Genomic DNA, 26,154 nt, shown 5'->3' on the forward strand with positions numbered 1-26,154 from the left:
ACTTTAGATTCACGTGACTAGATTGAGGCGGTGCCCGAGCACCGCAAGTCAGCTCTCCGCGCTCTTGCGCCGATACGCGAGCAGCAGCGCGATCGTCGAGCCGATGAAGTAACCGGCAGTGGCGCCGGAGATGGCGCGTCCGGCGATGATGGCCATCGCGCGATCGCTGGCGTCGATCGCCGAGATCACCCCGACGGCATATTGCGCCGAGAATACGATGAGGTTGCGGATCAGGGCAGACGCGCTCCCCGGACGGATCATCAGTCCGCTGGTGTGATCGACCTCAAACGGACGAGGCGTCACCACGCCAACGGGCAACAGCACCAATGCTGCCACGATCCAGGCGACCAGCGGCCACGCATTGCTCTGATGCCCGAATCCGATCCGCGAGATTCCCCAGGCGATGAAGACGACCGGCACGATCAGCGCACGCCAGATCGGAATCGTGCGCGGCTGCATTGCCTTGATGCCCTGCCAGACCAGATAGGCGAACAGGATCCAGACCCAGGGCGGGGTGTGGATCAGGATCTGATAGACGAACGTCATGACGACCTCCGGATCACAGCGGCGCCGCGCTCTCGCCCTGCGAGCTCGACAGCTTTGAGGCGAGCGAGGCAATGACGATGACGACCGCGATCAGGGCGATCACCAGCGTGCAGATCGCATTGATCTCGGGCTTCACCCCCAGTCGCACCTCGGAATAGATCCGGATCGGCAAGGTTGCCGATCCTGGCCCCGTGGTGAAGCTGGCAATCACGAGATCGTCGAGCGAGAGGGTGAAGGCGAGCATCCATCCGGCAACGATCGCTGGCGCGATCAACGGCAATGTGACCGACAGGAAGGCGCGGACGGGGGCGCAGCCGAGGTCCATCGCCGCCTCCTCCAGCGAGCGGTCGAGCGAGCCCAGGCGCGACTGCACGACGACGGCGACGAAGCACATCGTCAGCGTGGTATGGGCGATCGTCACCGTCCAGAAGCCGCGCTCGGCGTTCAGCGCGACGAACAGCAGCAGCAGCGACAATCCCGTGATCACCTCCGGCATCACCAGCGGCGCATAGAGCATGCCGGAAAACAGCGTACGCCCGCGAAAGCCCTCGCCGCGCGACAGCGCCACCGCGGCGAGCGTACCGATCAGCGTGGCGATCGTCGCGGACGCAACCGCGACCCGCAGGCTCATCCAGGACGCCTCGATCATGGCCCGGTCGCCAAAGAACTCGTGATACCAGCGCAGCGACCAGCCTCCCCACACGGTCACCAGTCGCGAGGCGTTGAAGGAATAGATGACGAGAATGAGGATCGGCAGGTAGAGGAAGGCGAGCCCGAGCGCGAGCGAGGCGATGTTGAAGCGGGACAGGCGAGAGATTTTGCGCATCTCACCGCTCCTCCAGCTGCCGCCGCTGCAGCCGCTCATAGAGCAGGAGCGGCAGCAGCAGCACCACGAGCAATATGATCGCCGCGGCAGACGCAACCGGCCAATCCTTGTTGGTGAAGAATTCGAGCCATAGCGTCTGGCCGATCATCAGCGAATTGGAGCCGGCGAGAAGATCCGGGATCACGAACTCGCCGACGATCGGGATGAAGCACAAGAGCACGCCGGCGCCGACGCCCGGCAGCGACAGCGGGAAAGTCACCAGCCAGAACACCTGCCATGGCGGTGCGCCGAGATCGCTGGCCGCCTCCTCCAGCGCCGGCTCCATCTTGGCGAGCGTGGCGTAGAGCGGCAGGATCATGAACGGCAGATAGGAATAGACGATGCCGATATACATCGCAGTGTCGGTGGACAGCCACACCACCGGCTCACTGACCAGATGCAGCGCCAGCAGGATCCGGTTGAGCAGGCCGTCGTGCTGGAGGATGTTGATCCAGGCATAGATGCGGATCAGGAACGAGGTCCAGAACGGCACGATCACCAGCACCATCGCGACCGCCTGCCGGCGCTTCGGCAGCCGCGCCATGCCGTACGCGATGGGATAGCCGATCAGCAGCAGCAACGCGGTCGCCGTCACCGCAACGGTGAGGCTGCGCAGATAGGCGAACACATAAAGGTCGTCGGAAGAGAGCAGCTTGAAATTGTCGATCCCCAGCGCGGCAAAGGCCGCCCGGATCGCCGTCCACCCGGCCGTCAGGTCGAACACCGGCTCGTAAGGCGGCTGCGCGATTGCCGTCTGCGACAGGCTGATCTTCAGCACGAAGCCGAACGGCACCAGGAAGAACAGCAGCATCCAGATGTAGGGCGCGATCGCGGCGAAGCGCGCCGGGCGCGCGAATATCCGGCGCGCGCTCATGACGGCAGCACCACGCAGTCGTCCGGCGAGAACCAGGCGACGATTTGCTGGTTCAGGCTATAGGCATCGACATCGAGGCGCGCGCTGTTGGCGACGGACGCCTGCACCACGCCGCCGGCATCGAGCTTCACCTTGTAGGTGGTGGTGCCGCCGAGATAGCAGATGTCGGCGATCACACCGTCCAGCCGGTTGATCGCGGTTTCATGGCCGGCCTCGCTCGCGGGACCACGACGCGACAGCTTGACCTTCTCGGGCCGGATCGCGACTGAAAACCTGCTCTCGCCGACGGGCTGGCGCGGCTCGGCCACCACCAGCGTGCCTGCATCGCGCGTGCCAATGACCAGGCGATGACCGTCGCGCAATTTGGACTCGGCGTCGAACAGATTGACGTCGCCGACGAACTGCGCGATCCAGCGCGAACGCGGCGCCTCGTAGAGCTCGCGGGGGCCAGCGACCTGGGCGAGCTTGCCGGCATTCATCACGCCGATTCTATCAGCCATCGTCATCGCTTCTTCCTGGTCGTGGGTGACGATGATGAAGGTCATGCCGAGCCGGCGCTGCAGCTCCATCAGCTCGCCCTGCGTATTTTCGCGCAATTTCTTGTCGAGGGCTGCGAGCGGCTCGTCGAGCAGCAACAATTGCGGCCGCCGCGCCAGCGCGCGGGCCAGCGCGACACGCTGCCGCTGGCCGCCGGAGAGCTGGTCGGGCTTGCGCTTCTCCAGCCCGTCGAGCTTCACCAGCGCAACCATCTCCGCGACGCGCGTTGCGATGTCGGCACGCGCCATGCCGGCGCGCTTGAGGCCAAAGGCGATGTTGTCGCGCACCGAAAGATGCGGAAACAGCGCGTAATTCTGGAACATCATGTTGATGGGGCGCTGATGCGGCAGCGCCTGCGCGATGTCCTTGCCGCCGAGCAGGATGCGTCCCTCGTCCGGCGCCTCGAAGCCAGCGAGCATGCGCAACAACGTGGTCTTGCCGCAACCGCTGGGGCCAAGCAGCGCAAAAAACTCACCGGCCTTGATGTCGAGCGATACGCCGTCGACCGCGCGGAACGTCCCGAACGTCTTGGCCACGCCCTCGATGCGCAGCAGCGGTTCGCCCGCGGCCGGATGCGCATCTCCAGCCGCATTGGCCGCGGTATCCGTCCTGGGCAACTCGTCAGTCATCGTCCCTGCCAACCCCAATGCCGCCGCACGCTAGCGGCGGATCGGCCTTTGCTCAACCGGTTCGATGCGGATCGTCCATGAACGCAGCCAGCGCCTCACGGTCCGCGGCCGGCATGGTCAGGCCGAGCTTGGAGCGGCGCCACAGGACGTCCTCCGGGAAGCGCGCCCATTCGCGGCCCATGAGATAGCGTACCTCGGCGCCGGTCAGGTCGGGGCCAAAGGCCGGTCCCAGCTCATCGCGCGTCTTCGCGTCGCCCAGCACGGCCGGCAATCGCGAGCCATAGGCCGCAACCAGGCGCCGGGCCTGCGGCTCGGAGAGAAAGCGCCAGCGGTGGCGCGCGAGGTCGATTTCGGTCTCGAAACGATCCCAGGCAAAATCTCCGCCGGGGAGCGCTGCTCTGGCGGTCCAGCGCGGCGACATTGGATAGAACGGCGTCAGCCGCGTCACCGCCTGCTCGGCGCGCAGCCGCGAGGTGGTGACGTCGCCGCCGAACATCGTGAGCAGCGGCGCCTTGCGGCGGCGTGCGTGGAACAGCGTCGTGCCGTCGCGTCGCCGAGCGGACGCGGGCGTCAAATTGACGCCCGAGACCGTGCGCACCACGTCGGTCGGAGCAACGCGCTCGCGGAAATAGCGGCTCACGGCCTCGCAGAGATAGCTGACATCGGCGCCCGACATCGCGACGATTGCGGGATCGCCGGTGAAATCGTGCGTGACCGTGCCGACCAGCGTGAAATCACGCTCGAACGGGCCGGCAAAAATCAGCCGTCCGTCGCTGTTCTGGAACACATAGACGTTATCGGACTCGAACAGCCTGGGCACGACGATCTGGCTCATCTGCATGGCCGCCATGGCCGGCTGCGGCTGCCGCAGCACGGTCTCTGCGACCATCGACGTCCAGCCGCCGGTGGCATTGGCCAGCGCACGTGCCGTGACGACGCGGCGATGGCCGCGATCAACCAGCGCGAGCCGCCAGATCTCGGTCCTGTCGGCGCGCACGCAACGTGCCCCGGTCCGGATCGCGGCGCCGCGCTCGGCGGCATCCAGCGCCGTGAGCACCACCAGGCGTGAATCGTCGACGACGCAGTCGGAATATTCGAACGCGACGCCGAACGGCCGTTTCAGCGCGTTGCCGACCGGATGATGCGTGATGTCGAGGGTGGTCGATCCGGGCAGGCCGCCGCGGTTCGTGAGAGCGTCATAAACATACAAGCCCGCGCGCAACAGCCATGGCGGGCGTTCGTCAGAATGGGCGGGGATCACAAAACTCATCGGCCGCACCAGATGCGGCGCGATCCGGAGCCAGGTCGCCCGCTCTGCCAATGCCCGGCGCACCCGCCAGAAGCGACGCCGCTCCAGCACAGACAAATCGCCATGGATCAATCGCGGTGTCGCCGACGAGGCAGCACCGGCGAGATCGCCCTGCTCGACCAGGATCACCCGCAGCCCGCGGCCTGCGGCATCGCGCGCGAGGCTGACACCGTTCAGGCCGCCACCAATGATCGCGAGGTCGTAATCCGCCATGAAGCCGTCGAGTGGAAGCGAAGCAAACGCGCCACATCACTAGCCGGTCTTGAGCGCAAGCTCCATGGCCTCGACGCGGCCGACGAGGCCGGCATATTTCCCGATGGGCAACGGCTTGCCGAGCAAATAGCCCTGCACGCCGTCACAGCCTTCCCTGGCAAGGAAAGCGAGCTGGTCGATGGTCTCGACGCCCTCGGCGATGATCGACATTTCGAGGCCGTGACCGAGGTCGATCACGGCGCGAACGATCGCGGCCGATTGCGGATTGCGACCGAGATTCATGATGAAGGTGCGGTCGATCTTGATCTTGTCGAACGGGAACGCCTGGAGATAGCTCAGCGAGGAATAGCCGCTGCCGAAATCGTCCATCGAGATACGGACGCCCAGCGCTTTCAGGCGGCGCAGCAATGCCAGGCCGCGATCGAAGTCCTCGATCAGCACGCCCTCGGTGATTTCGAGCTCGAGCCGGCCGGGGGCAAGCCCGGTCTCGATCAGGATCGCATGGACGAGCCCGACCACGTCGCCGTGCATGAACTGCGCCGGCGACAGATTGACCGCAACCTGCATCGGCTTCGGCCACGACGCAGCCTCGCGGCAGGCCTCGCGCAGGATCCATTCGCCCATCTCGACGATCAGGCCGCTTTCTTCCGCGATCGGGATGAATTCGGCCGGCGAGACCTGGCCACGCACCGGATGCGCCCAGCGCGCCAGGGCCTCGAAGCCGATGATCTCGCTCTCGGCGACGCTGTTGCGCGCGATGCCCTGGGGCTGGAAGGCCAGCGACAGCTCGCCGTTCTTGATCGCCTTCGACAGATCCTGGTGCAGCACCCGGCGGTCGCGGATCTGCTGGTCCATCTCGGGCTGATAGAGGCTGATCGTGCCGCGCGATTTCTGCTTGGCGCGGAACAGGGCGGCGCCGGCATTGGCGAGCAGCGAGGCACCGTCGGGGCCGTTGTGCGGGAAGATCGACATGCCGGTGGTGATGCCGGCGCGGACCGCGCGGCCGTCGATGTGGAATTCGGGCGCGAGCGCCTCTCCGAGCTGCTGCGCCAGCGCGAGGCCGGCGTCGGGCTGCTTGCCGTCGATGATCAGGCCGAATTCGTCGCCGGAGAGGCGCGCCACCAGGCCGCCACGCGCGGTGTCCTGGAACCGCTGGGCCACCTCGATCAGCAGCTTGTCGCCAAGCGCATGGCCGAACACGTCGTTGACTTCCTTGAGGCCGTCGAGATCGACGCAAAGGACCGCAAATTCCTCGTCGGTCCCCTCGCAGGCCTCGATCATCTGGTTCAGCGCTTGAAGGAAGGCGGCGCGGTTCGGCAAATCGGTGAGGCCGTCATGATAGGCCATGTGCGCCATCCGCGACTCGGTCTGCCGGCGGTTGGTGACGTCCTCGTGGGTCTTGATCAGATATTGCGGCTCGCCGGCGTCGTTGAGCACCGTGGCGCGCCGGGTCAGGAACAGGCGCAGGCCGTCCTTGGTGGAGATCGGATGCTCCTCGGTGATCATCCCGCGCTTCTTGATCGCGGCCTCGTCGCGCGCGATGATCAGCTTGGCTTCCTTGGCATTGAAGATATCGGAGGCGGTCAGGCCGGTGGCTTCCTCTCGCCTGCGGTTGAGGATCGTCTCGGCACTGCGGTTGGCGAGCAGATAGCGGCCATCCTTGACCTGCTCCACGATCAGCGCCACCGGGATGTTGTCGACCACGAGCTCGAGGAATTTCTTGGTGCTTTCCAGCTCCATCGACAGCGATTGCCGATCGGTGATGTCCTCGAACACCACCAGCAGGAATTCCGGCTTGTTGCTCTCGTTGCGGACCACGATGCGGATCGAGGCCACCATGCGCCGGGCCTGATCGCGCTGGACGTCGACCTCGAATTCGTTGCGATACTGTCCTTCCGGCGCCAGCAGCGCGGCCCGGTCGGTCGCCTCGATGCTCGCCGCCGATTTCGGGCCGAACAGCTCGCGCGCATTCTTGCCGACGACCTGGTCGCGCGAAAAGCCCCAGAACCGCTCATAGGCGCGATTGGCGAAGATGTAGCGGCCGTCCTCGATGTTCTTCGCGGCCACGCAGGCCGGCACGTTGTCCAGCACCGTTTCCAGGAATTGCTTGGTCGAGGCCAGCTGCCGCGACAGCTTGCGCTGCTCGCTGACGTCGAGATGGGTCGCCACCGAGCCGCCGTTCGGCAGAATGAAATATTTGACCAGGATGGCGCGGCCGTCCGGCAGTTCGCTGATCAGGCCGTTGGAGCTTGACGCCTTCTCGTAGAAGTCGTCGTCGGAGACGGCGAGGACGCCGCGCTGGCGCCGCAGCTCGAGGATGTCGTAGCCGGTCATGCCGGTCCACAGGTCCGAGCGCGTCAAGCCGTAGATCTCGAGATAGCGGTCGTTGCAGAAGATGATGCGCCGCTGCGCATCCGTCATCACCACGCCCTGGTTGAGATTGTTCATGGCGGAGGAGACGAAGGCGTTGCGCCGCAACTGCGAACGCTTGCTCCGGCGCAGCGCGGAATGGATCCACAGCGCGATGGCGGCCAGGAACGCGCAGACGACAATGCCGCAGATCAGGGCTTCCCAGATCAGATTGGGGTCGAGATTGCCAAGATAGCTCGGCGGAATAAGGCTGTCCGCGTGGGCACGCGAAGGCGCGACCGCGCTGGCCAGGCACACGACGGCCTGCACAGCAATCGGAAGCATGCTGCCTTCGTGCCAGTTCTTCTCAGCCATCAGCCACCCGCGATTTCAACTGCGGATTGTCTGGCTTCGTGAGTTTGGATCGGGTAAACGCCTGTACGCCCAACAGAAAAATGTGATGCGAAATACGGCAATTGCCCTGACATGATAAATGCTTCCTTAACGGACAACGACCGCGCGACGCGTTTCCCAGGCAAACCGGCCCCCTCTGCAACTTCAACGGGACGTCTGCACGACCATGGATAGGGTCGACTGCGTCGTCATCGGAGCCGGCGTGGTCGGGCTCGCGGTGGCCCGGAAGCTGGCCCAGGCCGGGCGCGAGGTGATCGTGCTCGAGGAAGCCGAGGCCATCGGCACCATCACCTCCTCGCGCAACAGCGAGGTGATTCATGCCGGGATCTACTACCGCTCCGGAAGCTGGATGGCGCGCATGTGCGTCAGCGGCAAGCACGCGCTCTACCGCTATTGCGGCGAGCGCGGCATCCCGCACAAGAATTGCGGCAAGCTGATCGTCGCGACCAATGCCAGGGAAACCGAGAAGCTGCAATCGATCAAGGCGCACGCCGAGGCCAACGGCGTACTCGACATGCAGTTGCTCTCGGGCGAAGCCGCGCGCGCGCTGGAGCCGGCGCTGGCCTGCGACGCCGCGCTGCTCTCGCCGTCGACCGGCATCATCGACAGCCATGCCTACATGCTCTCGCTGCGCGGCGAGGCCGAGGCAGCCGGCGCAGCCTTTGCGTTTCACACGCCGCTGATCCGCGCCAAGGCAGAAACCGGAATGATCGAGATCGAAGCCGGCGGCGAAGCGCCGATGACGCTGCAATGCGGCCTGCTCGTCAACGCTGCCGGGCTGTCGGCGACGACCGTGGCGCGGCACATCGACGGCATGCCGATCGACCGGATTCCACCGGCCTATCTCGCCAAGGGAAACTATTTCAGCTGCAACGCGCGCGCGCCGTTCTCGCGCCTGATCTATCCCGTGCCCGAGCCCGGCGGGCTCGGCGTGCATCTCACGTTGGACATGGCAGGACAGGCGCGCTTCGGCCCCGACGTCGAATGGATCGAGACGATCGACTATGAGGTCGATCCGTCGCGTGCCGACCGCTTCTATCCCGCGATCCGCAAATACTGGCCAACGCTTCCCGACGGCGCGTTGATGCCGAGCTATTCGGGCATCCGCCCGAAGATCGTGCCGCCGGCCGTGGCAACGCAGGATTTCTTGATGCAGGGTCCGCGCGACCATGGCGTCGCGGGTTTGATCAATCTGTTCGGTATCGAATCGCCGGGACTGACATCGTCGCTCGCGATCGCAGACCACGTCGCGGAGCTCGCAGAAATCTAGATCGTTTTCGAGCGACGTGGATATCGGTTCGCGTCAAGCAAACGCGTCCAGGCAAAAGCTGACGCCCGCGCAATTGCGCGGCGCACACCTGACAGCAGGGATGAGCGCAAAGGCTCTCATCCCTGGCTGAAAGGATACGATCAAACTCTACACTGTTACGGGGTTTACTAGTGAAGCGTGTCGCCGGTGTGCTTCAGTCGCTCGATTTGGTCCTTGACCAACAACTTCCGGCGCTTCAACTCAACAATTTGCAGGTCGTCTGTTGAAAGGTGCACGAGAGCTTCGTGCAGTTCGTGTTCGAGAGTTTTGTGCTTCCGTTCCAATTCAACCAGATGTGCCTGAATTGTCATTCGAAACCTCCTCGGTGGGGGTAAACCTTGGATTCGATCCGGGCAGCGAAGTCTACATCACCGATTCGTTCTGTCGATGGGTATCCGTCGTCGCACCGACATTTTTGAAAATTCATATGTAACGAAGCGTGAGTAAGGAACCACGCGGTGAAAAATCCATGATATCAATGTGATTGCGCTACACCGCTGCGAATCGTTCACATATCTTGCGAGAGAGCGGTGCGCGAAGGTCGCAGATCGCTTGCGATCACGCCGCGCAAGGACGATAATTTCCACAGGGCATCCACAGCCTTAATCTCAGCCTATCGGTTTTCGGCCACCGCAAACATGACCAATGAAGACGAGCGTGAGCTCGAAGCCGAGCTCACCCGGTTGCAGCAGGAACACCGAGATCTCGATGCGGCGATCGATGCACTGCATCAATCGCCCGCCCCCGACCTGTTGCGGTTACAGCGGTTGAAGAAACGCAAGCTGTTGTTGCGCGACCGTATCGCCTTCATCGAAGACCAGATCACGCCCGACATCATCGCCTGAGCCGCGAGCAGTCGCGGGTCGCCGCGCATGAATCCGCTTGACTCAAAAAGAACAAAAGAGGAACATTAGTCCCGCCGCCGACGCCCCCCAGGAAACGTCCAGGGAAACGCCCAAGGACAACCCGCAAGGACACCGCAGATGTCAGTCCCTACCCTTCTCGACAACAGCCATTATGAACAGGCCTGCGATCAGGCGATCGCGATGTGCGACGGCAATCTGCGCAGCACCATCAAGGCGCTGATCATGGCCAACGAATACCTCGAAGCCGAGCTGGAAGAATTGAAGGCGGCGATTTCGGCCGGCTGCATTCCCGAGACCTCGCGCAGCAAGATGCGGAGCAAAAGTAGCGCCGCTTGAGCTCAACACTGGAGCAACGCCATGTCGGACGTGACCTACTACGTTGCAATGCCCTTCCTGATCGATGCCGACGGATCGCCTGTCGCGGGCGCCGCCGAGGAATGCCAGAGCTCGACAGCCGCACTGCGGCGCGCCGAGGCACTGGCGCATGGTGCCGGCCATATCGGCGCGGTCGCATTCAGCCGCAGCGGCGATCCCATGACGGGCGAATTCGGTGACGCCACGCTGCTGCGCAAATTCGGCAACGTGCCGGAAGATCTCGCAACGCTCTAAGTCAGCTGCTGACAAGCCTGATTCCGCGGCTCGTGCCGCCGGTGCGCCTTGCGCACATACATGGCAGCGTCGGCTTCCTCCAGCGCGCGGACCGCATCGGACTGCGCACCGAGCGGCGCGACACCGGCGGAGGCGCCCGCGCTCACCTGCTGGCCGCGAAAGACGAACGACAAATCGTCGATCGCCTGCTCGAAGATGACAGCCTTCGCCTTGGCATCGGTCTCGCTGAGATTCCACAACAGCAGGGCAAACTCGTCACCGCCGAGACGGCCGACCACGTCGGAGGCGCGGATCTGCCGTGTCAGCGTCGCGGCGATCGCCTTCAGCACCTCGTCGCCGGCGCCATGACCGAAGGAATCGTTGATCGGCTTCAACCGGTCGACGTCGAGCACGATCAGCGCGCCGCTGGCGCGGTAGCGTTTCATGTAGGCGATGGCGCGCTGGAGCTCGCGCTCGAAGCCGCGCCGGTTGGGTATGTCCAGCAGGAAATCGGTGTCGGCCGCCGCCTCCAGCTCGGCGACGCGCCGCAGCGCCTGGGTGAGCTTGGTCCGCAGGCCGCGGATGGTCGCCTTGCTGTCCTTGCTCGTTTCTTTGGCGGCGCGAACTGCGGGCGCGCGGCGCCGCGGCGCAGCCGCCGCCCGCTTGGGTGCAGTTTTCGTTCGGCGCCCGCTGGCTTTTCGGCCTTTTTTGGCCTTCGCAGCGGTCGCCCTTCTTGGTTTCTTCATGGGCATCCTGCTCAATGAAGGCTTGCGGGGATTCACCAAGACAGGATAGTGCATTCGCTTCTCCTTGCCACCGCCTTGCGAGCCGCCGGCCGGAACCGTTAATCTGGCCTATCTTTCTGTTTTCCGAGCACAATTGACGTCATGACCGCGCCGATCGCCATCATCATGGGAAGCCAGTCGGACTGGGAGACGATGCGGCACGCCGCCGACACGCTCACAGCGCTTGGTGTCACCTCCGACGCCCGCATCATTTCGGCCCACCGCACCCCCGACCGGCTCTTTAGTTTCGCCAAGGGCGCCAAGGCGGCCGGTTTCAAGGTCATCATCGCCGGCGCCGGGGGCGCCGCACATCTGCCCGGCATGGCCGCGGCGCTGACGGAACTGCCGGTGTTCGGCGTGCCCGTCGAGTCCAGGACGCTGAAGGGCATCGATTCGCTCTATTCGATCGTTCAGATGCCCGCCGGCATTCCGGTCGGCACGCTCGCGATCGGCAAGGCCGGCGCGATCAACGCGGCTCTGCTCGCGGCGTCCGTGCTGGCGCTGTCCGATCCAGCCCTGTCCGACCGCCTGGCGACCTGGCGCAAGGCTCAGACCGAGGCGGTTGCCGAGCGCCCGGAGGACAAGGCGTGACTGACGCAAAGCAGGTGAAGCTGAAGCCCGGCGACACCATCGGAATCCTCGGCGGCGGACAACTCGGACGGATGCTGGCCATGGCAGCGGCGCGGCTCGGCCTGCGTTGCCAGGTGTTCTCGCCCGATCCGGATTCGCCGGCCTTCGACGTCGTGCTGAACGCAACCTGCGCTGAATATGCCGACGTCGAGGCGCTCGAGCTGTTCGCCCACGACGTCGACGTCATCACCTACGAATTCGAGAACGTGCCGGCCGCGGCCGCCATGGTGCTTGACGCGCGCCGTCCGGTGCTGCCCAACCGCAAGGTCCTCGAGACCACCCAGGACCGACTGGCCGAGAAGGATTTCGTGACGCGGCTCGGCATCGGCACCGCGGCTTACGCCGACGTCACCTCGGTCGCATCGCTGCGCGAGGCGATCGCCAGGATCGGCCTCCCCGCCGTGCTGAAGACCCGCCGCTTCGGCTATGACGGCAAGGGCCAGGTCATGATCCGCGATGGCGACGACATCGCGAAGATCTGGACCAGCCTCGCAACCAAATCGGCGATTCTGGAAGCCTTCGTGCCGTTCGAGCGCGAGATCTCCGTGATCGCCGCACGCTCGGCCGCCGGCCAGGTCGAATGCTTCGACGTCACCGAAAACGAGCATCGCGACCACATTCTGAAGATTTCCCGCGCGCCTGCGCCGATCCCGGACGCGCTGGCCGAAGAGGCGCGCAGCATCGCCGGCAAGATCGCGACTGCGCTCGACTATGTCGGCGTGCTCGCCGTCGAGATGTTCGTGCTTGCCAACGGCACCGGGCCGAAGGTGCTGGTCAACGAGATCGCTCCGCGCGTGCACAATTCCGGACACTGGACGCTCGACGGCGCGTCGGTCTCCCAGTTCGAGCAGCACATCCGCGCCATTGCCGGCTGGCCCCTCGGCAAGCCGGTGCGCCACGGCGAAATCGTCACCATGACCAATCTGATCGGCGACGAGATCAACGATTACGAGAGCTGGCTGAGCGTGCCGGGCGCGACCGTCCACATCTACGGCAAGGGCGCACCGCGCCCCGGCCGCAAGATGGGCCACGTCACAGAAGTCAGATCTTCAAGAAGCAAGTGAAGGGACCGCAGCAAAGCTGCGATCCCGTTTTTTGGTTAGGCCGTCTTCACGCCCGCGACGGTGCCTGAGGGCTCCTCGCTGAGCCAGCGATAGATCACCCCGCCGAGCGCGCCACCGATCAACGGTGCGACCCAGAACAGCCAGAGCTGCGAAAGCGCCCAGCCGCCGACGAACAGCGCGGGGCCGGTGCTGCGCGCCGGATTCACCGACGTGTTGGTGACGGGGATGCTGACGAGATGGATCATCACCAGCGCAAGTCCGATCGCGAGCGGCGCAAAGCCAGCGGGCGCGCGGCCGTGAGTCGAGCCCATGATGACGAACAGGAACATCATGGTCATCACCACCTCGGTGACGAAGCAGACGACCATGCTGTACTGGCCGGGCGAATGCGCGCCATAGCCGTTGGAGGCGAAGCCCTTGGCGACGTCGAATCCGGGCGCGCCGCTGGCGATCACATAGAGCAGTTCGGCGGCGACAATCGCTCCGCAGACCTGCGCGATCACGTAAGGCAGGATCTGGCCTGGCGGAAAGCGTCCTCCGGCGGCAAGGCCGACCGTGACGGCCGGATTGAGATGGCAGCCCGAGATATGGCCGATCGCATAGGCCATGGTGACGACGCTCAAGCCGAAGGCCAGGGACACGCCGACCAGGCCGATGCCGACTTGCGGAAAGCCGGCCGCGATGACCGCGCTGCCGCAGCCTGCGAATGTGAGCCAGAACGTGCCGATGGCCTCGGCAGCGTATTTCTTCATATCCATGTAGCGTCTCCCCTGATTTCCAAAGATTCCGGAACTATGTCCGTCGCGGCCCCCGTCCTGGCGCCGAATCTCCCAAATCGGGGCCGCGAGAGAGCATTTTCGCCGCATTTAGTGGCTGAACTTGGCCCGAAATCCCGCTTGGCCGGTGGACATCGTGGGTTTTGTCTGATACATCCGCGCGCTCAAGGTTAAGGGCTTGCGCTTTTTGCCGTCCCCCATGGCCTACCAGAATTCAAATCCGATCCACTGAAGAGGATGCCGCGTGCAGGTTCTCGTTCGCGATAACAATGTCGACCAAGCCCTCAAGGCGCTGAAGAAGAAGATGCAGCGCGAGGGTATTTTCCGCGAGATGAAGCTCCGCGGTCACTACGAGAAGCCCTCCGAGAAGAAGGCTCGCGAAAAGGCCGAAGCCGTGCGCCGTGCGCGCAAGCTGGCCCGCAAGAAGCTGCAGCGTGAAGGCCTGTTGCCGATGAAGCCGAAGCCGGTGTTCGGCGCCGGCCCCGGCGGCGATCGTGGCGGCCGCAGCGGCCCGGGTGCAGGTGCAGGTCCGCGCGGACCGCGCTGATCTTGCCGAAGTTGCAGGACTGAGTTTTCAATGACGCGGGCCCCCGGCCCGCGTTATTATTTTGTGAGCAGTGCCTTTCTGGGATGGGGCACTACAGATGCGGCACCAGCGCGAGCGAACCGTAGATGGCCTCCCCTTTCCCCGAGCCCGGCTTGGCGCGGTTGCGCCGGATCTGGCGCCAGCCGCTTGCGCTGACCTTGGTGGGGATCGCATTATGCGGCTGCTCCTTCGACCTGGGCTCGCTGATGCCCGAGAAGGACAAGCCACAGGAAGCGCCCACGGCGGCGGCCACCCCGGATAGCGCAGTCAGCGCCGCCAACGTCACCGAAGCCCAGACCCACACGACAAAAGCCCAGGCACTGGCCAAGTCGGGCGAGACGCAGGCAGCGCTCGACGAGTTCAATCGCGCGGTCGCACTCGATCCTTACAATGCCCAGGCCCTTTATGGCCGCGCCCTGCTCTATCAGAGCAACAATGAGCACGACTTCGCGATCGCCGATTTCGGTGCCGCAAGTGGACTGAATCCACAGAAAGCCGAACCGCTGCTCGGCCGCGCCGTCAGCTATCTTGCCATCGGCAAGGTCAAGGAGGCGGCGGCCGATCTCGACGAGGCCTCCGAGGCCGATCCGCACAACGCCCAGGTCTGGACGATTCGGGGGCAGGCCTATGAGCGGCTGGGCGACAAGACCAAGGCGGCGGCGTCCTACAACAAGGCAGTCAGCCTGCGCCCACGCGATGACGCCGCTCGCAGCGGCTTGGCCCGCGTCGGCGGCTGACGGTCTCTTGGAGCTAATCGGGCGTGGCGCTCTTCGGCAGAACGGCGTGGAACATCGACTTCATGCCCGAGAGCATTTCGTCGGCGACATTGGTCTTCGGCCGTGGCGTGGTCGCGCCGGCATCGGCGCGCAGATCGAGCGGCGGCGCGATCATCGGGACCGGAATATCGGCCGGCGGCGTCAGCCGATTCGGGTCGTCATTGCCGACTGAGGCCGTGTAAGAGGGATTCGCCTGCGACGCGCCGCCATTGCCATAGGCCTCAGGTGACGGCGTCGACACATTGATCGGCGGCGGCAACGGGCGCACCATCGACGGCACCGCAGTCACAACGCGGGGCGCTTCCGGGGTGCGGGAGGCTTCCTGGACGGCAGGCTCTGGCGTCCTCTCGGTCGCCTTGGTTTCAGAAGCCTTGGTTTCAGAAGACCTGGTTTCAGAAGACCTGGCCTCGACGGGCTTGATTTCGGAAGATTTGGCCTCTGCGGCCTTCTCAGCAGCCTTGCCCTCAGGCGACTTGCGCAGGCGCTCGATGGCGGCCCGTGCCAGATCGTTGGCATCGGGAGTCGCTGCCGGGGAAGCCGCAGCCGCCGCCGAATTGGCCTCGACCACCGGCGCGGCGGTCGGCGCAGCCGGGGTGGACTTGGCCACTGCCTTCTCATGGGCCGCGGTACGGCTGTGCGAAGCGGTCTCGCCGGGCGCCACGTCCGCAGCCTTGGACTCGGCAGGTTTGGACTCGGCAGGTTTGGTCTCGGCAGGCTTCTCGGCCGCCGGCTTGTCCGACGCGCTCTTGTCGGAAATGCTCTTCTCGGAGACGCCCTTGGCCTTGACGCCGGGGGCCGGGAGGTTGGCCACATCGGCGGGTTTGCCGCTCTTGCCGGCATCGGCAGGCGCCATCACCGAGGCTGGCGTATCCGCCGCCGGCCTGGCGTTGATGTAATGATTGACGATGTAGGCCCCGATGATCGTCGCGAGCACCGAGGGGAAAATATCCATCGAAATTTTAGCGAGGTATTTCAACATTTCTCGGCCACTCCCCGCGCGATCTGATGCGGGAACTTTGGGGCATTGTAAGGGATCAACTGCGACGGATCGATGGCAAAGGTTACGCGTACCTTGGCTTCAGCTCAATCTCAAGGAACACGATCTCGGTTGCGGTTTCGTTAAGCACGTCGTGTTGGACGCCGGCCTTGCGGAAATAGGATTTTCCGGCCGCAAGCTGCGCCTTGGAGCGCTCCCCATTGGGCGCCACGATGGTCATTTCGCCGGCCACGACGGGAACGATCACGTAGTCCATTCCGTGGGTGTGATGCCCGGTCGCGCTGCCCGGGGCAAGCCGCCATTCGGTCACCCGGACCTCGTCATTGTCGACCTGAACCTCGGACTTGGCCTCGGACTTGGCGGCAAGCATCGGAACCCTCCTGGGGAATCGGGTCAGGGTACGAAAACCATGAACACGTAGACGGCAAATACCACCATATGGACCAGCCCGAACAGGACATTGGTCCTGCCGGTGCCGAAGGTCAGCATGCTCAACAGGAATGTCAGGAACAGCAGCGCCGTGTTCGCGGGGTTCAAGCCCAGCACGAGTTGCTGGTCGAGTGCGTAGGTGGCGATCCCGACCGCCGGGATGGTCAGGCCGATGGTCGCCAGCGAGGAACCGAGCGCCAGGTTAATGCTCTTCTGGAGGTCGTTCTTGCGGGCCGCGGCGATCGCGGAGACGCCCTCCGGCATCAAGATCAGAAGCGCGACCAGAAGGCCCGCAAACGCCGGCGGCGCGCCGATCCTGTCGGCGACGGCGTCCACCACCAGCGAAAACTTCTTGGCGAGGAGAACGACGGCCAGCAGCGAGATCAGCAGCAGCGCGATGCTGAGGGCCAGCATCTTGCCCGACAGATGGGCGGTCCCGCTCTCGCCGTCCACCCGCTCGTGAACGAAGTAGTCCTTGTGCAGGACGGTCTGGGTATAGAGAAACACGCCATACAGCACGATCGTGACGACATCGACAAAGCCGAGCTGAAGCGCCGAATAGACCGGGCCGGGCGTCGTGAGCGTGTAATTGGGCATGATCAGTGTGATGGTCGCCAGTGCAATCAGCCCACTGAGATAGACGTTGGCGCCGGAGACCTGAAAGCCCTGCTCGCGGTAGCGAAGTCCGCCGATGAAGACGCAGAGGCCGACGAGGCCGTTGCAGACGATCATCACCACCGCGAAGACGGTGTCGCGCGCAAGCTCCGGCGCCGGCTTGTCGCCCAGCATGATGGTGGTGATCAGCGCGACCTCGATGATGGTGACCGCGAGCGTGAGCAGCAGCGTGCCGAACGGCTCGCCGATCCGCTCGGCGATCACCTCGGAATGATGCACGGCCGCGAACACGGTGCCGAACAGGATCACCAGCAGGACGATCGCGAACAGGCCGCCGCCGGCCGTCAGGGTGAAGCCGTAGCCGGTGGCGGTGACGATCAGGAATAGCAGCACCGCGAGGGCGGGGAAGATCCAGGACGACCGCGGCATCGGTCCGTGTGCGCTCATGCCAACAATTCCTTCAAGCAATTGGGGGCAGAGTATGCGCGAGAAGATCGCGCGCGTCAGCCCTCAACCGCCGTTGACGAATTGCCGCGCCGTTTCCAACGCCCCGAAATCATCGAGATTTTCGTGTCCCCCGCCGGGAAACCGCACCAGCTGCTTGGGGCCGCGGGCGAGCGCAAACAATTGCTCTCCGAATCTGATGGGAATCACCTGATCGCTGGTGCCATGCATGATCAGAAGCGGCATCGCGACGCGTGCGATGCGCTCATCGGAGTGAAACTGATCGCGCATCAGGAGACGAACCGGGATGAAGCGAAACAGCGGCGCGGCGATGTCGACCGTCGAGGTGTAGGGCGCCTCCAGGATCAATTTACCGACTGGATGCTCAGATGCGATTGCGACCGCAACGCCGGTCCCGAGCGAGAACCCCCACGCCACGATCCGCGCTGCGTCATAGCGCTCTGTCGCAAAGGCATAGGCGGCCGCGGCGTCCCGCAGCAGGCCCTGCTCGCTCGGCGCGCCGGTCGAGCCGGCATAACCGCGATAGGACAGCGCGACGAGACCGGTGCCGTCGGCAATGATGCCCTTGAAGCGGCTGACGCGTCCGGCGAGGAAATCGCCGTTGCCGGGAAAGAACAGCACCACGCGACGGCCAGACCTGGCCGGCGCGTGCCAGACGATGACCTTCTCGCCGTCGGATGTGGTAAGGACGTGCTCCTCAGCCTCCGGAAGCCCCGCAGCGGCCGGCGCCTTGCGCTCGGTCGTCGGGATCGGAAACAGCATGTCGCGCTGCTTCACGTAGAGCAGGACGAGACCTGCGAGATAGCCGGCGGCAACGACGATGGCGATCCATTTCAGGACTGTCATCGCTGCGCCGGCTCTCCGGCTTACATCGCCTTGACGATGTTCTCGGTAACCTTCTTGGCGTCGCCGAGCAGCATCATGGTGTTGTCGCGGTAGAACAGCGGATTGTCGATACCGGCATAACCCGACGCCAGTGACCGCTTGATGAACATCACCGTGCCGGCCTTCCAGACCTGGAGCACGGGCATGCCGTAGATCGGCGAGGTCTTGTCCTCTTCGGCCGCCGGGTTGGTGACGTCGTTGGCGCCGATCACGAAGGCGATATCGGCCTGCGCGAATTCGGAGTTGATGTCCTCGAGCTCGAACACCTCGTCATAGGGCACGTTGGCCTCGGCCAGCAGCACGTTCATGTGGCCGGGCATGCGGCCCGCGACGGGATGAATGGCGTACTTCACCTCGACGCCTTCCTTCTTCAGGATGTCGCCCATTTCCCGCAGCGCATGCTGGGCCTGCGCCACCGCCATGCCATAGCCGGGCACGATGATGACCTTCTGCGCGTTCTTCATGATGAAGGCCGCGTCATCCGCCGAGCCGAGCTTGGCGGGCTTCTGCTCGCCCGAGCCACCGCCACCAGCGGCTGCCGTCTCGCCGCCAAAACCACCAAGGATGACCGAGATGAAGGAGCGGTTCATCGCGTGGCACATGATGTAGGACAGGATCGCGCCGGAGGAACCCACAAGCGCGCCGGTGATGATCAGCGCGGAGTTGCCCAGCGTGAAGCCGATGCCGGCCGCGGCCCAGCCCGAGTAGGAGTTCAGCATCGAGATCACGACCGGCATGTCGGCGCCGCCAATCGGGATGATCATGAGCACGCCGAGCGCCAGCGCCAGGATGACGATCATCCAGAAGTCGAACGCGCTGCCGGTTAAGACCAGACCGACGATGAAGAACACCAGCGCCGCGGCGAGCGCGATGTTGATGATGTGGCGGAACGGCAGGATGATCGGGGCGCCGCTCATACGCGCGGACAGCTTCAGGAACGCGATCACCGAGCCGGTGAAGGTCAGCGCACCGATGGCGACGCCGAGCGACATTTCGACCAGGCTCTGCGCATGGATGTTGCCGGGCGTGCCGATGTCGAAGGCCTCGGGCGCGTAGAACGCGCCGGCGGCGACCAGCACCGCCGCCATGCCGACCAGCGAGTGGAAGGCGGCGACCAGTTCCGGCATCGACGTCATCGGCACGCGACGCGCGATCACCGCGCCGATCGCACCACCGATGGCGATGCCGACGATGACGAGTACCCAGGCGAGACCGTCCGCGGGCGGATGGTTGGCCAGCGTGGTGGCGACCGCGATCGCCATGCCGATCATGCCGAACAGATTGCCCTGGCGCGACGAAGCGGGGCTCGACAGCCCGCGCAGCGACAGGATGAACAGCACTCCCGCCACGAGATACAAAAATGCAGAGAGGTTAGCGCTCATCTCAGGTCCCCATTGATCCCATCAGCCCGAGGTGGCCGCTTACTTCGACTTCTTCTTGTACATCGCCAGCATGCGCTGGGTGACAAGGAAGCCGCCGAAGATGTTGATGCAGGCAAAGATCAGCGCGACGAAGCCGAAGGCGCGCGCCCAGCCCGAACCGCTCGATACGTTGGCGACGCCGCCGGCAAGCAGCGCGCCGACCACGATCACCGAGGAGATCGCATTGGTCACGCTCATCAGCGGCGTGTGCAGCGCCGGTGTCACCGACCACACCACGAAATAGCCGACGAAGACGGCGAGGACGAAAATCGACAGCCGGAAGACGAAGGGGTCGACGACCTGTGCAACATGCTCCATGGCGGCTCTCCTTAAACCCGATTAAGATGATTTGGGCCGGAAGTTCGGGTGGATTACGGCGCCGTCCCTGGTCAGCGCGGTGGCTTTGACCAATTCGTCGTCCCAGTTCACGGCCAGGGCCTTGCTACCCTTGTCGACCATGGTTTCGATGAAATTGAACAAATTTCGCGCATAGAGACTGGAAGCGGACGCCGCCACGCGGCCGGCAACGTTGGTGTAGCCGACGATCTTGATGCCATCGAGGTCGACGACCTCACCGGCCTTGGCACCCTCGACATTGCCGCCGCGCTCGACGGCGAGATCGACCAGCACCGAACCCGGCTTCATCGACTTGACCATCTCGCCCGAGACGAGCTTCGGCGCGGGCCGGCCCGGAATCAGCGCGGTGGTGATGACGATGTCCTGCTTCTTGATGTGCTCGGCGGTGAGCGCGGCCTGCTTGGCCTGATATTCCTTGGACATCTCCTTGGCGTAACCGCCGGCGGTCTGCGCGTTCTTGAACTCCTCGTCCTCGACGGCGAGGAATTTTGCGCCCAGCGATTCGACCTGCTCCTTGGTCGCGGGCCGCACGTCGGTGGCCGTGACGATGGCGCCGAGACGGCGCGCGGTCGCGATCGCCTGGAGACCGGCGACGCCGACGCCCATCACGAACACCTTGGCAGCAGGCACGGTGCCGGCGGCGGTCATCATCATCGGGAAGGCGCGGCCGAAGGCCTCGGCACCCTCGATCACGGCGCGGTAGCCGGCGAGGTTGGCCTGCGACGACAGCACGTCCATCACCTGCGCGCGGGTGATGCGCGGCATCAATTCCATCGCGAAAGCGGACACGCCGGCATCGGCGATCGTCTTCAGCGCGGCCTCGTTGCCATAGGGGTCCATGATGGCGATGACGAGCGCGCCGCGCTTGTATTGCGAAAGCTCGGACGCCTCGGGGCGCTTCACCTTGATGATGATGTCGGCGTCAACAAGCGCATCGGCGCTGACCGTGGCGCCCACGGCGGTGAACTCGGAATCCGGCAGGCCCGATTTGAGGCCGGCGCCCGGCTCGACGGCGATCTCGGCGCCCAGCGCCTTAAACTTCTTCACCGTATCAGGCGAAGCGGCAACACGCGGCTCCGACGGATCGATTTCCTTGGCAACGGCGATCTTCATAGGCCCTCCGGCGACGCGCGAAAAAGCGCGCGCGCAAACTTAGCGTTACTCCCGCAACGTTGGATACCGGTTTTGGGACCGGCTTGGATGCAAATATTATGGGCACCGGCAACGCTGGCGGTGCGGCAGGCGGCAGATCAGGTCAGGAAGATCGCCATCAGGATGACGATGAGCGCGACCGAGGCCGTGCCGTACTTCACCAGCTTGATGAAGCCCTCATAGGTCTGCTCGTGGGCAACGTAGTCGTTGCCGTCGGCCGTGGTGTAGGCCACTTCGCTATGGTCAGCCATGGATCGTCCCCAGTCGAAAGTCGAATTCAAGGCTGGCAATAGCGCAAACAATCGGGCAGGGCAACGGCACGGAAGAGCGGTTTTCCCGCAAATCAGGTCATTTGGAATCCAGATTGTCGCGGATCCAGCGCGCAAGACTCTGCTCGCTGACCTCGCCGGCGGCGAGGGAGAGGATGATGGTCGTCGCTTGCGCAGGATCGGGACCGAAGGCCACCCCATTCTTGTGAAGGAAGATCATCATCGCCGTGAAGGCGATACGCTTGTTTCCATCGACGAATGCGTAGTTCTTCGCGAGCCCGAATGCATAGGCTGCAGCGAGTTCATCGAGCCCGGCCTGCTCATAGCGCCATCTGTTGATGGGCCGCTCCAGCACCGAGCGCAGCATGCCTTCGTCGCGCAATCCCGGCGCACCGCCAAATCGGCGCAGTTGCCGGCTGTGAATTGCGATAGCCTGCTTGCAGGTGACCCAGAGCGGCTCTTGGGGCTCGCTCATTACCTCGCGAGCGCGGCAAGCGTGTCGCGGTACTTGTCCATGATCTCGTCGGCGATTTCCATCGTCCGCTCGAAATCAGGATCGTATGGCAGCGCCTGAAAGCCGCCGCCCGGCAATTCCACGATGTGCAATTGCTGTCCGCGCTTGAGATCGAGCCGCTGCATCAACTCGCGCGGCAGCAGCACACCATCCGAATTGCCGATCTTCTTGATCTCAATCTTCATGGCCTTCCACCCACTGAACCGTCATCCAATGATCTGTGTTGTACATATGTATAACACAGATCGGATGGCGGTTCAACAGATGTTTTACATCGATTCATCCGCAAAAAAACGGCGCTCCGCCACCTCAGCCCATCGCCTCCAGCTCATCGATCATGCCGGCGATGACCGAAAGCCCGCCGTCCCAGAATTTCGGGTCCTTGGCGTCGAGCCCGAACGGGCGCAGCAGCTCGGAGTAGTGCTTGGTGCCGCCGGCGGCGAGCATGTCGAGATAACGCTCGGCAAAACCCTCGGCCGCGTTCTCGTAAACGGCATAGAGCGAGTTCACGAGGCAATCGCCGAAGGCATAGGCATAGACATAGAACGGCGAGTGAATGAAGTGCGGGATGTACATCCAATAGTTCTCGTAGCCCGCCTTGATCTCGATCGCCGGCCCCAGGCTCTCGCCCTGCACCGATAGCCAGAGCTCGCCGAGCCGCGTCGCGGTGAGTTCGCCGTTCTTGCGCTCGGTGTGGACCGCGCGCTCGAACGAATAGAACGCGATTTGCCGCACCACGGTATTGATCATGTCCTCGACCTTGCCGGCGAGCAGCGCCTGGCGCTGCTTTGCGCTCTTGGTCTGCGCCAGCAGCCGCCGGAAGGTCAGCATCTCGCCAAACACGCTGGCGGTCTCGGCCAGTGTCAGCGGCGTCGGCGCCATCAGCGCGCCGTTCTTCGCCGCCAGCACCTGGTGCACGCCGTGGCCGAGCTCATGCGCGAGCGTCATCACGTCGCGCGGCTTGCCCTGGTAGTTCATCAGCACGTAAGGGTGTGCCGACGGCGTGGTCGGATGCGAGAAGGCGCCAGGCGCCTTGCCCGGGCGCACCGGCGCGTCGATCCAGCGGTCGGTGAAGAAGCGCTCGGCGATATCGGCCATTTTTGGCGAGAAGCCGCGATAGGCCGACAGCACCATGTTGCGCGCATCAGGCCAGCCGATGGTATCGGTCGCGGCGAACGGCAGCGGTGCGTTGCGGTCCCAATAAGCCAGTCGCTTCTTGCCGAACCACTTCGCCTTCAGCGCGTAGTAGCGATGCGACAGTTTTGGATAGGCCGCGCGGACCGAGGCGACCAGCGCATCCACCACCTCGCGCTCGACGCGGTTGTTCAAGTGGCGGGAGTCCGCGACATCCTTGAAGCCGCGCCAGCGGTCGGAGATGTCCTTGTCCTTGGTGAGCGTGTTGGTGATCAGCGCGAATGTGCGCTCATTGGCCTTGAAGGTTTTCGCAAGCGCTTCCGCCGCCGCCTTGCGCTTGGCACCGTCGCGGTCCTGCAGGAGGTTCAGCGTCGGCTCGATCGCGAGCTCCTTGGGCCCGACCTTGAAGCGCAGGCTGGAGATGGTCTGGTCGAACAGCCGGTTGAAGGCCGAATAGCCGGTTTGCGCCTTCTCGAGGAAGAGCTGCTCGAGCTTGTCGTCGAGCTGATACGGCTTCTCCTTGCGCAGATCCTCGATCCACGGACGGTAGTGCGCGAGCTCGGCGGCTTGCATCGCGCGGTTCAAAATATCGTCATCGACGCGGTTGAGCTCGAGCGCAAAGAACAGAAGATGCGTCGACGCCGCCGTCAGCCGCTCGGAAACGTCGCCGTAAAACTTTGAAATCGCAGGGTCCACGCTGTCGCCGGCGTGGACGAGGCCGGCAAAGGAGCCGAGACGGCCGGCGAGATCGTCGATCGCCTCATAGCGTCGCACGGCTTCCGCGAGCCATTTTCCGCCATCTTCGTTTGCTGTGCCTGTTGCGAGCTTGCCTTTGTAGTCCGTCTCGAAGGCGACGCAATCGGCATCCATCGTTTCGAGATCGCGCGCCACTTCCGGCGCATCGATCCCGGAATAGAGATCGGCAAGGTTCCACTCCGGAAGCTTGCCGGTCTTGCCCGCAGACTTTGCGGGCGAAGATTTGGAGGGCTTTGCCTTGACGGCAGATTTCTTGGCAGCGGATTGCTTGGTGGCTGGTTTGCGAAGAGCAGTCTTTTTAAGAGCGGTCTTGCTAAGGGCGGTCTTGTTAAGGGCGGTCTTGGAGCGCGAAGTCATTGTGTGGGAAACCTGTGTTCAACAAACGCTGCGGCGGGCGAGGGCATCAAGGTTTAAGAGTGCGTTAATCGGCTTCGGCCAGAGTGACCCGATTCGAGACAGATAGTAGTAGCGTGCGGGGAGCACCATGGCTGCCAGTATTTTGATCGCCGACGACGACGCCGTGGCCCGCCGTCTGGTCGAGAACATGGTGCAGAAATGCGGCTATGAGACGATCGTCGTCGAGTCCGGCGACGCCGCGATCGCAGCCCTCACCGCGCCCGATGCACCCGTTATCGACGCCGTGATCCTCGATCTCGTCATGCCCGGCCTCGATGGCATGGGCGTACTGGCGAAAATCCGCGAGGCGGGCCTCAGCGTCCCTGTCGTCGTGCAGACCGCCCATGGCGGCATTGACAACGTGATCTCGGCGATGCGCGCCGGCGCTGCCGATTTCGTGGTCAAGCCCGTCGGCCTCGAGCGGCTTCAGGTCTCGTTGCGCAACGCGCTCAACGCCTCCGCACTCAAGGGCGAATTGCAACGCATCCGTCACAGCCGCGAGGGCCGGCTGACCTTCTCCGACATCATCACGCGCGCCGAAGCGATGGCGAGCGTGATGCGCGCGGCCCAGAAGGCGGCGAACTCCTCGATCCCGGTGCTGATCGAAGGCGAGTCCGGCGTCGGCAAGGAGATGTTCGCACGCGCCATTCACGGCAGCGGCGAGCGCAAGGCAAAGCCGTTCGTCGCAGTCAATTGCGGCGCGATCCCCGACAACCTCGTCGAGTCCATCCTGTTCGGCCACGAGAAGGGCGCGTTCACCGGCGCGACCGAGCGGCATACCGGCAAATTCCTCGAGGCCCATGGCGGCACGCTGTTCCTGGACGAGGTCAGCGAGCTGCCGCTGACCGCGCAGGTCAAATTGCTCCGCGCACTGCAGGAAGGCGCAGTCGAGCCGGTCGGCGGCCGCAAGCCCGTGAAGGTCGACGTCCGCATCATCTCCGCGACCAATCGCAAGCTTCTGGACCGGGTGAAGCAGGGACATTTCCGGGAGGATTTGTTCTACCGCCTGCATGTGCTGCCGCTGACGATCCCTTCACTCAGGGCCCGGCGCGAGGACATCCCGCATCTGCTGCGGCATTTCCTGGCGCGCTTTGCCGCCGAGGAGAACCGCCCCATCTCCGGCGTTAGCGGCGAGGCCATGGCGCATCTCGCCCAGCTCGACTGGCCTGGCAACATCCGCCAGCTCGAAAATGCGGTCTACCGCGCGGTGGTGATGAGCGAGAGCGACCAGCTCGGTCTCGACGATTTCCCGTTGCTAGCCTCGCATCCGCCCACCGCAACGGAAATTCCGACCGCGCCGCTGATGATCGAGCCGACCGCAGCGCCCTCGCTGGTCTCGGGTAATGAAATACCGATCGTGCCGCTGCCGCTGGCGGGGTCTCTCTCGATGTTGACCTCCACCGGCGATGTCCGACCATTGGAGGACATGGAGAACGAGATCATCCGCTTCGCGATCTCGCACTACCGCGGACAGATGTCCGAGGTGGCGCGTCGCCTCAAAATCGGCAGGTCCACGCTCTATCGCAAACTCGACGAAGCCGGGGTTCCCGGCCATGGCGGAAAAAGCGGCGAGGAGACGCACTGAACCTCATGCGAACAGAGGTTCGCGCGGCCAGACATTGTGCCCGCAACCCGTTGAATTACGGCA

At 64.2% G+C, this 26,154-nt stretch carries 28 protein-coding genes and 1 pseudogene; 9 read left to right on the plus strand and 20 right to left on the minus strand.

The features are described from left to right. Nucleotides 1-48 precede the first annotated feature (48 nt). From FXB38_RS26890 to FXB38_RS26915, 6 genes are read right to left on the minus strand one after another with little or no spacing between them, the layout of a single operon-like run. Nucleotides 49-546 (minus strand): DUF6622 family protein, encoded by a 498-nt coding sequence (locus FXB38_RS26890; protein ID WP_148753959.1) that lies wholly within the window; start codon nucleotides 544-546, stop codon nucleotides 49-51. 13 nt (nucleotides 547-559) lie between these two features. After that, nucleotides 560-1,372, minus strand: a complete 813-nt coding sequence (locus tag FXB38_RS26895; RefSeq protein ID WP_148753960.1) for an ABC transporter permease — start codon at nucleotides 1,370-1,372, stop codon at nucleotides 560-562. A gap of 1 nt (nucleotide 1,373) precedes the next feature. Next, nucleotides 1,374-2,285, minus strand: a complete 912-nt coding sequence (locus FXB38_RS26900; protein ID WP_148753961.1) for an ABC transporter permease — start codon at nucleotides 2,283-2,285, stop codon at nucleotides 1,374-1,376. Next, entirely contained in the window at nucleotides 2,282-3,451 is a 1,170-nt protein-coding gene (locus FXB38_RS26905) for an ABC transporter ATP-binding protein (protein WP_148753962.1), read from the minus strand. The genes FXB38_RS26900 and FXB38_RS26905 overlap by 4 nt, the downstream gene beginning before the upstream one ends. Nucleotides 3,452-3,503: 52 nt before the next feature. Next, entirely contained in the window at nucleotides 3,504-4,973 is a 1,470-nt protein-coding gene (locus tag FXB38_RS26910) for a glycerol-3-phosphate dehydrogenase (protein WP_148753963.1), read from the minus strand. A 39-nt stretch (nucleotides 4,974-5,012) separates the two neighbouring features. Then, nucleotides 5,013-7,697, minus strand: a complete 2,685-nt coding sequence (locus tag FXB38_RS26915) for a sensor domain-containing protein (protein ID WP_148753964.1) — start codon at nucleotides 7,695-7,697, stop codon at nucleotides 5,013-5,015. Between the two features lie 205 nt (nucleotides 7,698-7,902). Between FXB38_RS26915 and FXB38_RS26920 the strand changes: the two genes are divergently transcribed. After that, nucleotides 7,903-9,006, plus strand: coding sequence for an NAD(P)/FAD-dependent oxidoreductase (locus tag FXB38_RS26920; RefSeq protein ID WP_148753965.1), 1,104 nt, complete (start codon nucleotides 7,903-7,905; stop codon nucleotides 9,004-9,006). Between the two features lie 167 nt (nucleotides 9,007-9,173). Here the strand turns inward: FXB38_RS26920 and FXB38_RS26925 are convergent, their stop codons facing one another. After that, a complete protein-coding gene (locus tag FXB38_RS26925) occupies nucleotides 9,174-9,356 on the minus strand; it encodes a YdcH family protein (RefSeq protein WP_148753966.1) in 183 nt (60 codons plus the stop codon). Nucleotides 9,357-9,683: 327 nt separating this feature from the next. On the opposite strand from FXB38_RS26925, the gene FXB38_RS26935 reads away from it, so the two are divergent. The 3 genes from FXB38_RS26935 (at nucleotide 9,684) to FXB38_RS26945 (ending at nucleotide 10,520) form a co-directional block, all read left to right on the plus strand. Then, nucleotides 9,684-9,890 (plus strand): YdcH family protein, encoded by a 207-nt coding sequence (locus FXB38_RS26935; protein ID WP_008546179.1) that lies wholly within the window; start codon nucleotides 9,684-9,686, stop codon nucleotides 9,888-9,890. Nucleotides 9,891-10,028: 138 nt separating this feature from the next. Further along, complete coding sequence (locus FXB38_RS26940) at nucleotides 10,029-10,247, plus strand: hypothetical protein (RefSeq protein ID WP_148753967.1); 219 nt, start codon at nucleotides 10,029-10,031, stop codon at nucleotides 10,245-10,247. A gap of 21 nt (nucleotides 10,248-10,268) precedes the next feature. Further along, nucleotides 10,269-10,520 carry a hypothetical protein gene (locus tag FXB38_RS26945; RefSeq protein WP_148753968.1) on the plus strand — a complete coding sequence of 84 codons (252 nt, stop codon included), beginning with the start codon at nucleotides 10,269-10,271 and terminating at the stop codon, nucleotides 10,518-10,520. Between the two features lies 1 nt (nucleotide 10,521). Here the strand turns inward: FXB38_RS26945 and FXB38_RS26950 are convergent. Then, nucleotides 10,522-11,245, minus strand: a pseudogene (locus FXB38_RS26950) (GGDEF domain-containing protein). A 141-nt stretch (nucleotides 11,246-11,386) separates the two neighbouring features. On the opposite strand from FXB38_RS26950, the gene purE reads away from it, so the two are divergent. Continuing rightward, entirely contained in the window at nucleotides 11,387-11,875 is a 489-nt protein-coding gene (purE, locus tag FXB38_RS26955; protein ID WP_148753970.1) for a 5-(carboxyamino)imidazole ribonucleotide mutase, read from the plus strand. Continuing rightward, nucleotides 11,872-12,978 (plus strand): 5-(carboxyamino)imidazole ribonucleotide synthase, encoded by a 1,107-nt coding sequence (locus tag FXB38_RS26960; RefSeq protein WP_148753971.1) that lies wholly within the window; start codon nucleotides 11,872-11,874, stop codon nucleotides 12,976-12,978. The genes purE and FXB38_RS26960 overlap by 4 nt, the downstream gene beginning before the upstream one ends. A gap of 35 nt (nucleotides 12,979-13,013) precedes the next feature. Here the strand turns inward: FXB38_RS26960 and aqpZ are convergent, their stop codons facing one another. After that, a complete protein-coding gene (gene aqpZ, locus FXB38_RS26965) occupies nucleotides 13,014-13,736 on the minus strand; it encodes an aquaporin Z (protein ID WP_148753972.1) in 723 nt (240 codons plus the stop codon). Between the two features lie 262 nt (nucleotides 13,737-13,998). On the opposite strand from aqpZ, the gene rpsU reads away from it, so the two are divergent. Together rpsU and FXB38_RS26975 are read left to right on the plus strand one after the other, a co-directional pair. Beyond that, complete coding sequence (rpsU, locus tag FXB38_RS26970; protein ID WP_071909764.1) at nucleotides 13,999-14,301, plus strand: 30S ribosomal protein S21; 303 nt, start codon at nucleotides 13,999-14,001, stop codon at nucleotides 14,299-14,301. A gap of 125 nt (nucleotides 14,302-14,426) precedes the next feature. Next, entirely contained in the window at nucleotides 14,427-15,077 is a 651-nt protein-coding gene (locus tag FXB38_RS26975) for a tetratricopeptide repeat protein (RefSeq protein ID WP_148753973.1), read from the plus strand. A 13-nt stretch (nucleotides 15,078-15,090) separates the two neighbouring features. Here the strand turns inward: FXB38_RS26975 and FXB38_RS26980 are convergent, their stop codons facing one another. From FXB38_RS26980 to FXB38_RS27030, 11 genes are all read right to left on the minus strand, one after another. Next, entirely contained in the window at nucleotides 15,091-16,095 is a 1,005-nt protein-coding gene (locus FXB38_RS26980; RefSeq protein WP_148753974.1) for a hypothetical protein, read from the minus strand. An 82-nt stretch (nucleotides 16,096-16,177) separates the two neighbouring features. Then, the gene (locus FXB38_RS26985; protein WP_148753975.1) at nucleotides 16,178-16,483 is read right to left on the minus strand and encodes a cupin domain-containing protein; all 306 of its coding nucleotides are present in this window, start codon (nucleotides 16,481-16,483) and stop codon (nucleotides 16,178-16,180) included. Between the two features lie 23 nt (nucleotides 16,484-16,506). Then, on the minus strand, nucleotides 16,507-17,604 hold the full coding sequence (locus FXB38_RS26990; protein WP_148753976.1) for a calcium:cation antiporter: 1,098 nt from the start codon (nucleotides 17,602-17,604) through the stop codon (nucleotides 16,507-16,509). Nucleotides 17,605-17,667: 63 nt separating this feature from the next. Continuing rightward, complete coding sequence (locus FXB38_RS26995) at nucleotides 17,668-18,468, minus strand: alpha/beta hydrolase (protein WP_148753977.1); 801 nt, start codon at nucleotides 18,466-18,468, stop codon at nucleotides 17,668-17,670. A 20-nt stretch (nucleotides 18,469-18,488) separates the two neighbouring features. Next, on the minus strand, nucleotides 18,489-19,889 hold the full coding sequence (locus FXB38_RS27000) for an NAD(P)(+) transhydrogenase (Re/Si-specific) subunit beta (protein WP_148753978.1): 1,401 nt from the start codon (nucleotides 19,887-19,889) through the stop codon (nucleotides 18,489-18,491). Between the two features lie 39 nt (nucleotides 19,890-19,928). Continuing rightward, entirely contained in the window at nucleotides 19,929-20,246 is a 318-nt protein-coding gene (locus tag FXB38_RS27005) for a proton-translocating transhydrogenase family protein (RefSeq protein ID WP_063981116.1), read from the minus strand. Between the two features lie 21 nt (nucleotides 20,247-20,267). Continuing rightward, nucleotides 20,268-21,398 carry a Re/Si-specific NAD(P)(+) transhydrogenase subunit alpha gene (locus FXB38_RS27010; protein ID WP_148753979.1) on the minus strand — a complete coding sequence of 377 codons (1,131 nt, stop codon included), beginning with the start codon at nucleotides 21,396-21,398 and terminating at the stop codon, nucleotides 20,268-20,270. A gap of 137 nt (nucleotides 21,399-21,535) precedes the next feature. Then, nucleotides 21,536-21,688, minus strand: coding sequence for an aa3-type cytochrome c oxidase subunit IV (locus FXB38_RS27015; protein ID WP_008136857.1), 153 nt, complete (start codon nucleotides 21,686-21,688; stop codon nucleotides 21,536-21,538). Nucleotides 21,689-21,785: 97 nt separating this feature from the next. Beyond that, complete coding sequence (locus FXB38_RS27020) at nucleotides 21,786-22,181, minus strand: type II toxin-antitoxin system death-on-curing family toxin (RefSeq protein ID WP_148753980.1); 396 nt, start codon at nucleotides 22,179-22,181, stop codon at nucleotides 21,786-21,788. Then, nucleotides 22,181-22,405 carry an AbrB/MazE/SpoVT family DNA-binding domain-containing protein gene (locus FXB38_RS27025; RefSeq protein WP_148753981.1) on the minus strand — a complete coding sequence of 75 codons (225 nt, stop codon included), beginning with the start codon at nucleotides 22,403-22,405 and terminating at the stop codon, nucleotides 22,181-22,183. Before FXB38_RS27025 ends, FXB38_RS27020 begins: the two co-directional genes overlap by 1 nt. A gap of 124 nt (nucleotides 22,406-22,529) precedes the next feature. Continuing rightward, the gene (locus FXB38_RS27030) at nucleotides 22,530-24,467 is read right to left on the minus strand and encodes a M3 family oligoendopeptidase (protein ID WP_148753982.1); all 1,938 of its coding nucleotides are present in this window, start codon (nucleotides 24,465-24,467) and stop codon (nucleotides 22,530-22,532) included. A 127-nt stretch (nucleotides 24,468-24,594) separates the two neighbouring features. Between FXB38_RS27030 and FXB38_RS27035 the strand changes: the two genes are divergently transcribed. Then, nucleotides 24,595-26,091, plus strand: a complete 1,497-nt coding sequence (locus FXB38_RS27035) for a sigma-54-dependent transcriptional regulator (RefSeq protein WP_148753983.1) — start codon at nucleotides 24,595-24,597, stop codon at nucleotides 26,089-26,091. Nucleotides 26,092-26,154: the final 63 nt, after the last annotated feature.

It is taken from the genome of Bradyrhizobium cytisi (assembly GCF_008123515.1).
Lineage (GTDB): Bacteria > Pseudomonadota > Alphaproteobacteria > Rhizobiales > Xanthobacteraceae > Bradyrhizobium > Bradyrhizobium cytisi.

What these genes read in the sequence shown, in the direction of transcription:
- FXB38_RS26945 (WP_148753968.1), top strand. Translation starts at nt 10,269, where the DNA reads ATGTCGGACGTGACCTACTACGTTGCAATGCCCTTCCTGATCGATGCC.
- FXB38_RS26915 (WP_148753964.1), bottom strand. Translation starts at nt 7,697, where the DNA reads ATGGCTGAGAAGAACTGGCACGAAGGCAGCATGCTTCCGATTGCTGTG.
- FXB38_RS26980 (WP_148753974.1), bottom strand. Translation starts at nt 16,095, where the DNA reads ATGTTGAAATACCTCGCTAAAATTTCGATGGATATTTTCCCCTCGGTG.
- FXB38_RS26985 (WP_148753975.1), bottom strand. Translation starts at nt 16,483, where the DNA reads ATGCTTGCCGCCAAGTCCGAGGCCAAGTCCGAGGTTCAGGTCGACAAT.
- FXB38_RS26905 (WP_148753962.1), bottom strand. Translation starts at nt 3,451, where the DNA reads ATGACTGACGAGTTGCCCAGGACGGATACCGCGGCCAATGCGGCTGGA.
- FXB38_RS27010 (WP_148753979.1), bottom strand. Translation starts at nt 21,398, where the DNA reads ATGAAGATCGCCGTTGCCAAGGAAATCGATCCGTCGGAGCCGCGTGTT.
- FXB38_RS26890 (WP_148753959.1), bottom strand. Translation starts at nt 546, where the DNA reads ATGACGTTCGTCTATCAGATCCTGATCCACACCCCGCCCTGGGTCTGG.
- FXB38_RS26920 (WP_148753965.1), top strand. Translation starts at nt 7,903, where the DNA reads ATGGATAGGGTCGACTGCGTCGTCATCGGAGCCGGCGTGGTCGGGCTC.
- FXB38_RS27015 (WP_008136857.1), bottom strand. Translation starts at nt 21,688, where the DNA reads ATGGCTGACCATAGCGAAGTGGCCTACACCACGGCCGACGGCAACGAC.
- FXB38_RS27030 (WP_148753982.1), bottom strand. Translation starts at nt 24,467, where the DNA reads ATGACTTCGCGCTCCAAGACCGCCCTTAACAAGACCGCCCTTAGCAAG.
- FXB38_RS26910 (WP_148753963.1), bottom strand. Translation starts at nt 4,973, where the DNA reads ATGGCGGATTACGACCTCGCGATCATTGGTGGCGGCCTGAACGGTGTC.
- aqpZ (WP_148753972.1), bottom strand. Translation starts at nt 13,736, where the DNA reads ATGGATATGAAGAAATACGCTGCCGAGGCCATCGGCACGTTCTGGCTC.
- FXB38_RS26975 (WP_148753973.1), top strand. Translation starts at nt 14,427, where the DNA reads ATGGCCTCCCCTTTCCCCGAGCCCGGCTTGGCGCGGTTGCGCCGGATC.
- FXB38_RS26900 (WP_148753961.1), bottom strand. Translation starts at nt 2,285, where the DNA reads ATGAGCGCGCGCCGGATATTCGCGCGCCCGGCGCGCTTCGCCGCGATC.
- FXB38_RS26925 (WP_148753966.1), bottom strand. Translation starts at nt 9,356, where the DNA reads ATGACAATTCAGGCACATCTGGTTGAATTGGAACGGAAGCACAAAACT.
- FXB38_RS26990 (WP_148753976.1), bottom strand. Translation starts at nt 17,604, where the DNA reads ATGAGCGCACACGGACCGATGCCGCGGTCGTCCTGGATCTTCCCCGCC.
- FXB38_RS27020 (WP_148753980.1), bottom strand. Translation starts at nt 22,181, where the DNA reads ATGAGCGAGCCCCAAGAGCCGCTCTGGGTCACCTGCAAGCAGGCTATC.
- FXB38_RS26940 (WP_148753967.1), top strand. Translation starts at nt 10,029, where the DNA reads ATGTCAGTCCCTACCCTTCTCGACAACAGCCATTATGAACAGGCCTGC.
- FXB38_RS26895 (WP_148753960.1), bottom strand. Translation starts at nt 1,372, where the DNA reads ATGCGCAAAATCTCTCGCCTGTCCCGCTTCAACATCGCCTCGCTCGCG.
- FXB38_RS27000 (WP_148753978.1), bottom strand. Translation starts at nt 19,889, where the DNA reads ATGAGCGCTAACCTCTCTGCATTTTTGTATCTCGTGGCGGGAGTGCTG.
- FXB38_RS26995 (WP_148753977.1), bottom strand. Translation starts at nt 18,468, where the DNA reads ATGACAGTCCTGAAATGGATCGCCATCGTCGTTGCCGCCGGCTATCTC.
- purE (WP_148753970.1), top strand. Translation starts at nt 11,387, where the DNA reads ATGACCGCGCCGATCGCCATCATCATGGGAAGCCAGTCGGACTGGGAG.
- FXB38_RS27025 (WP_148753981.1), bottom strand. Translation starts at nt 22,405, where the DNA reads ATGAAGATTGAGATCAAGAAGATCGGCAATTCGGATGGTGTGCTGCTG.
- FXB38_RS26935 (WP_008546179.1), top strand. Translation starts at nt 9,684, where the DNA reads ATGACCAATGAAGACGAGCGTGAGCTCGAAGCCGAGCTCACCCGGTTG.
- FXB38_RS27005 (WP_063981116.1), bottom strand. Translation starts at nt 20,246, where the DNA reads ATGGAGCATGTTGCACAGGTCGTCGACCCCTTCGTCTTCCGGCTGTCG.
- FXB38_RS27035 (WP_148753983.1), top strand. Translation starts at nt 24,595, where the DNA reads ATGGCTGCCAGTATTTTGATCGCCGACGACGACGCCGTGGCCCGCCGT.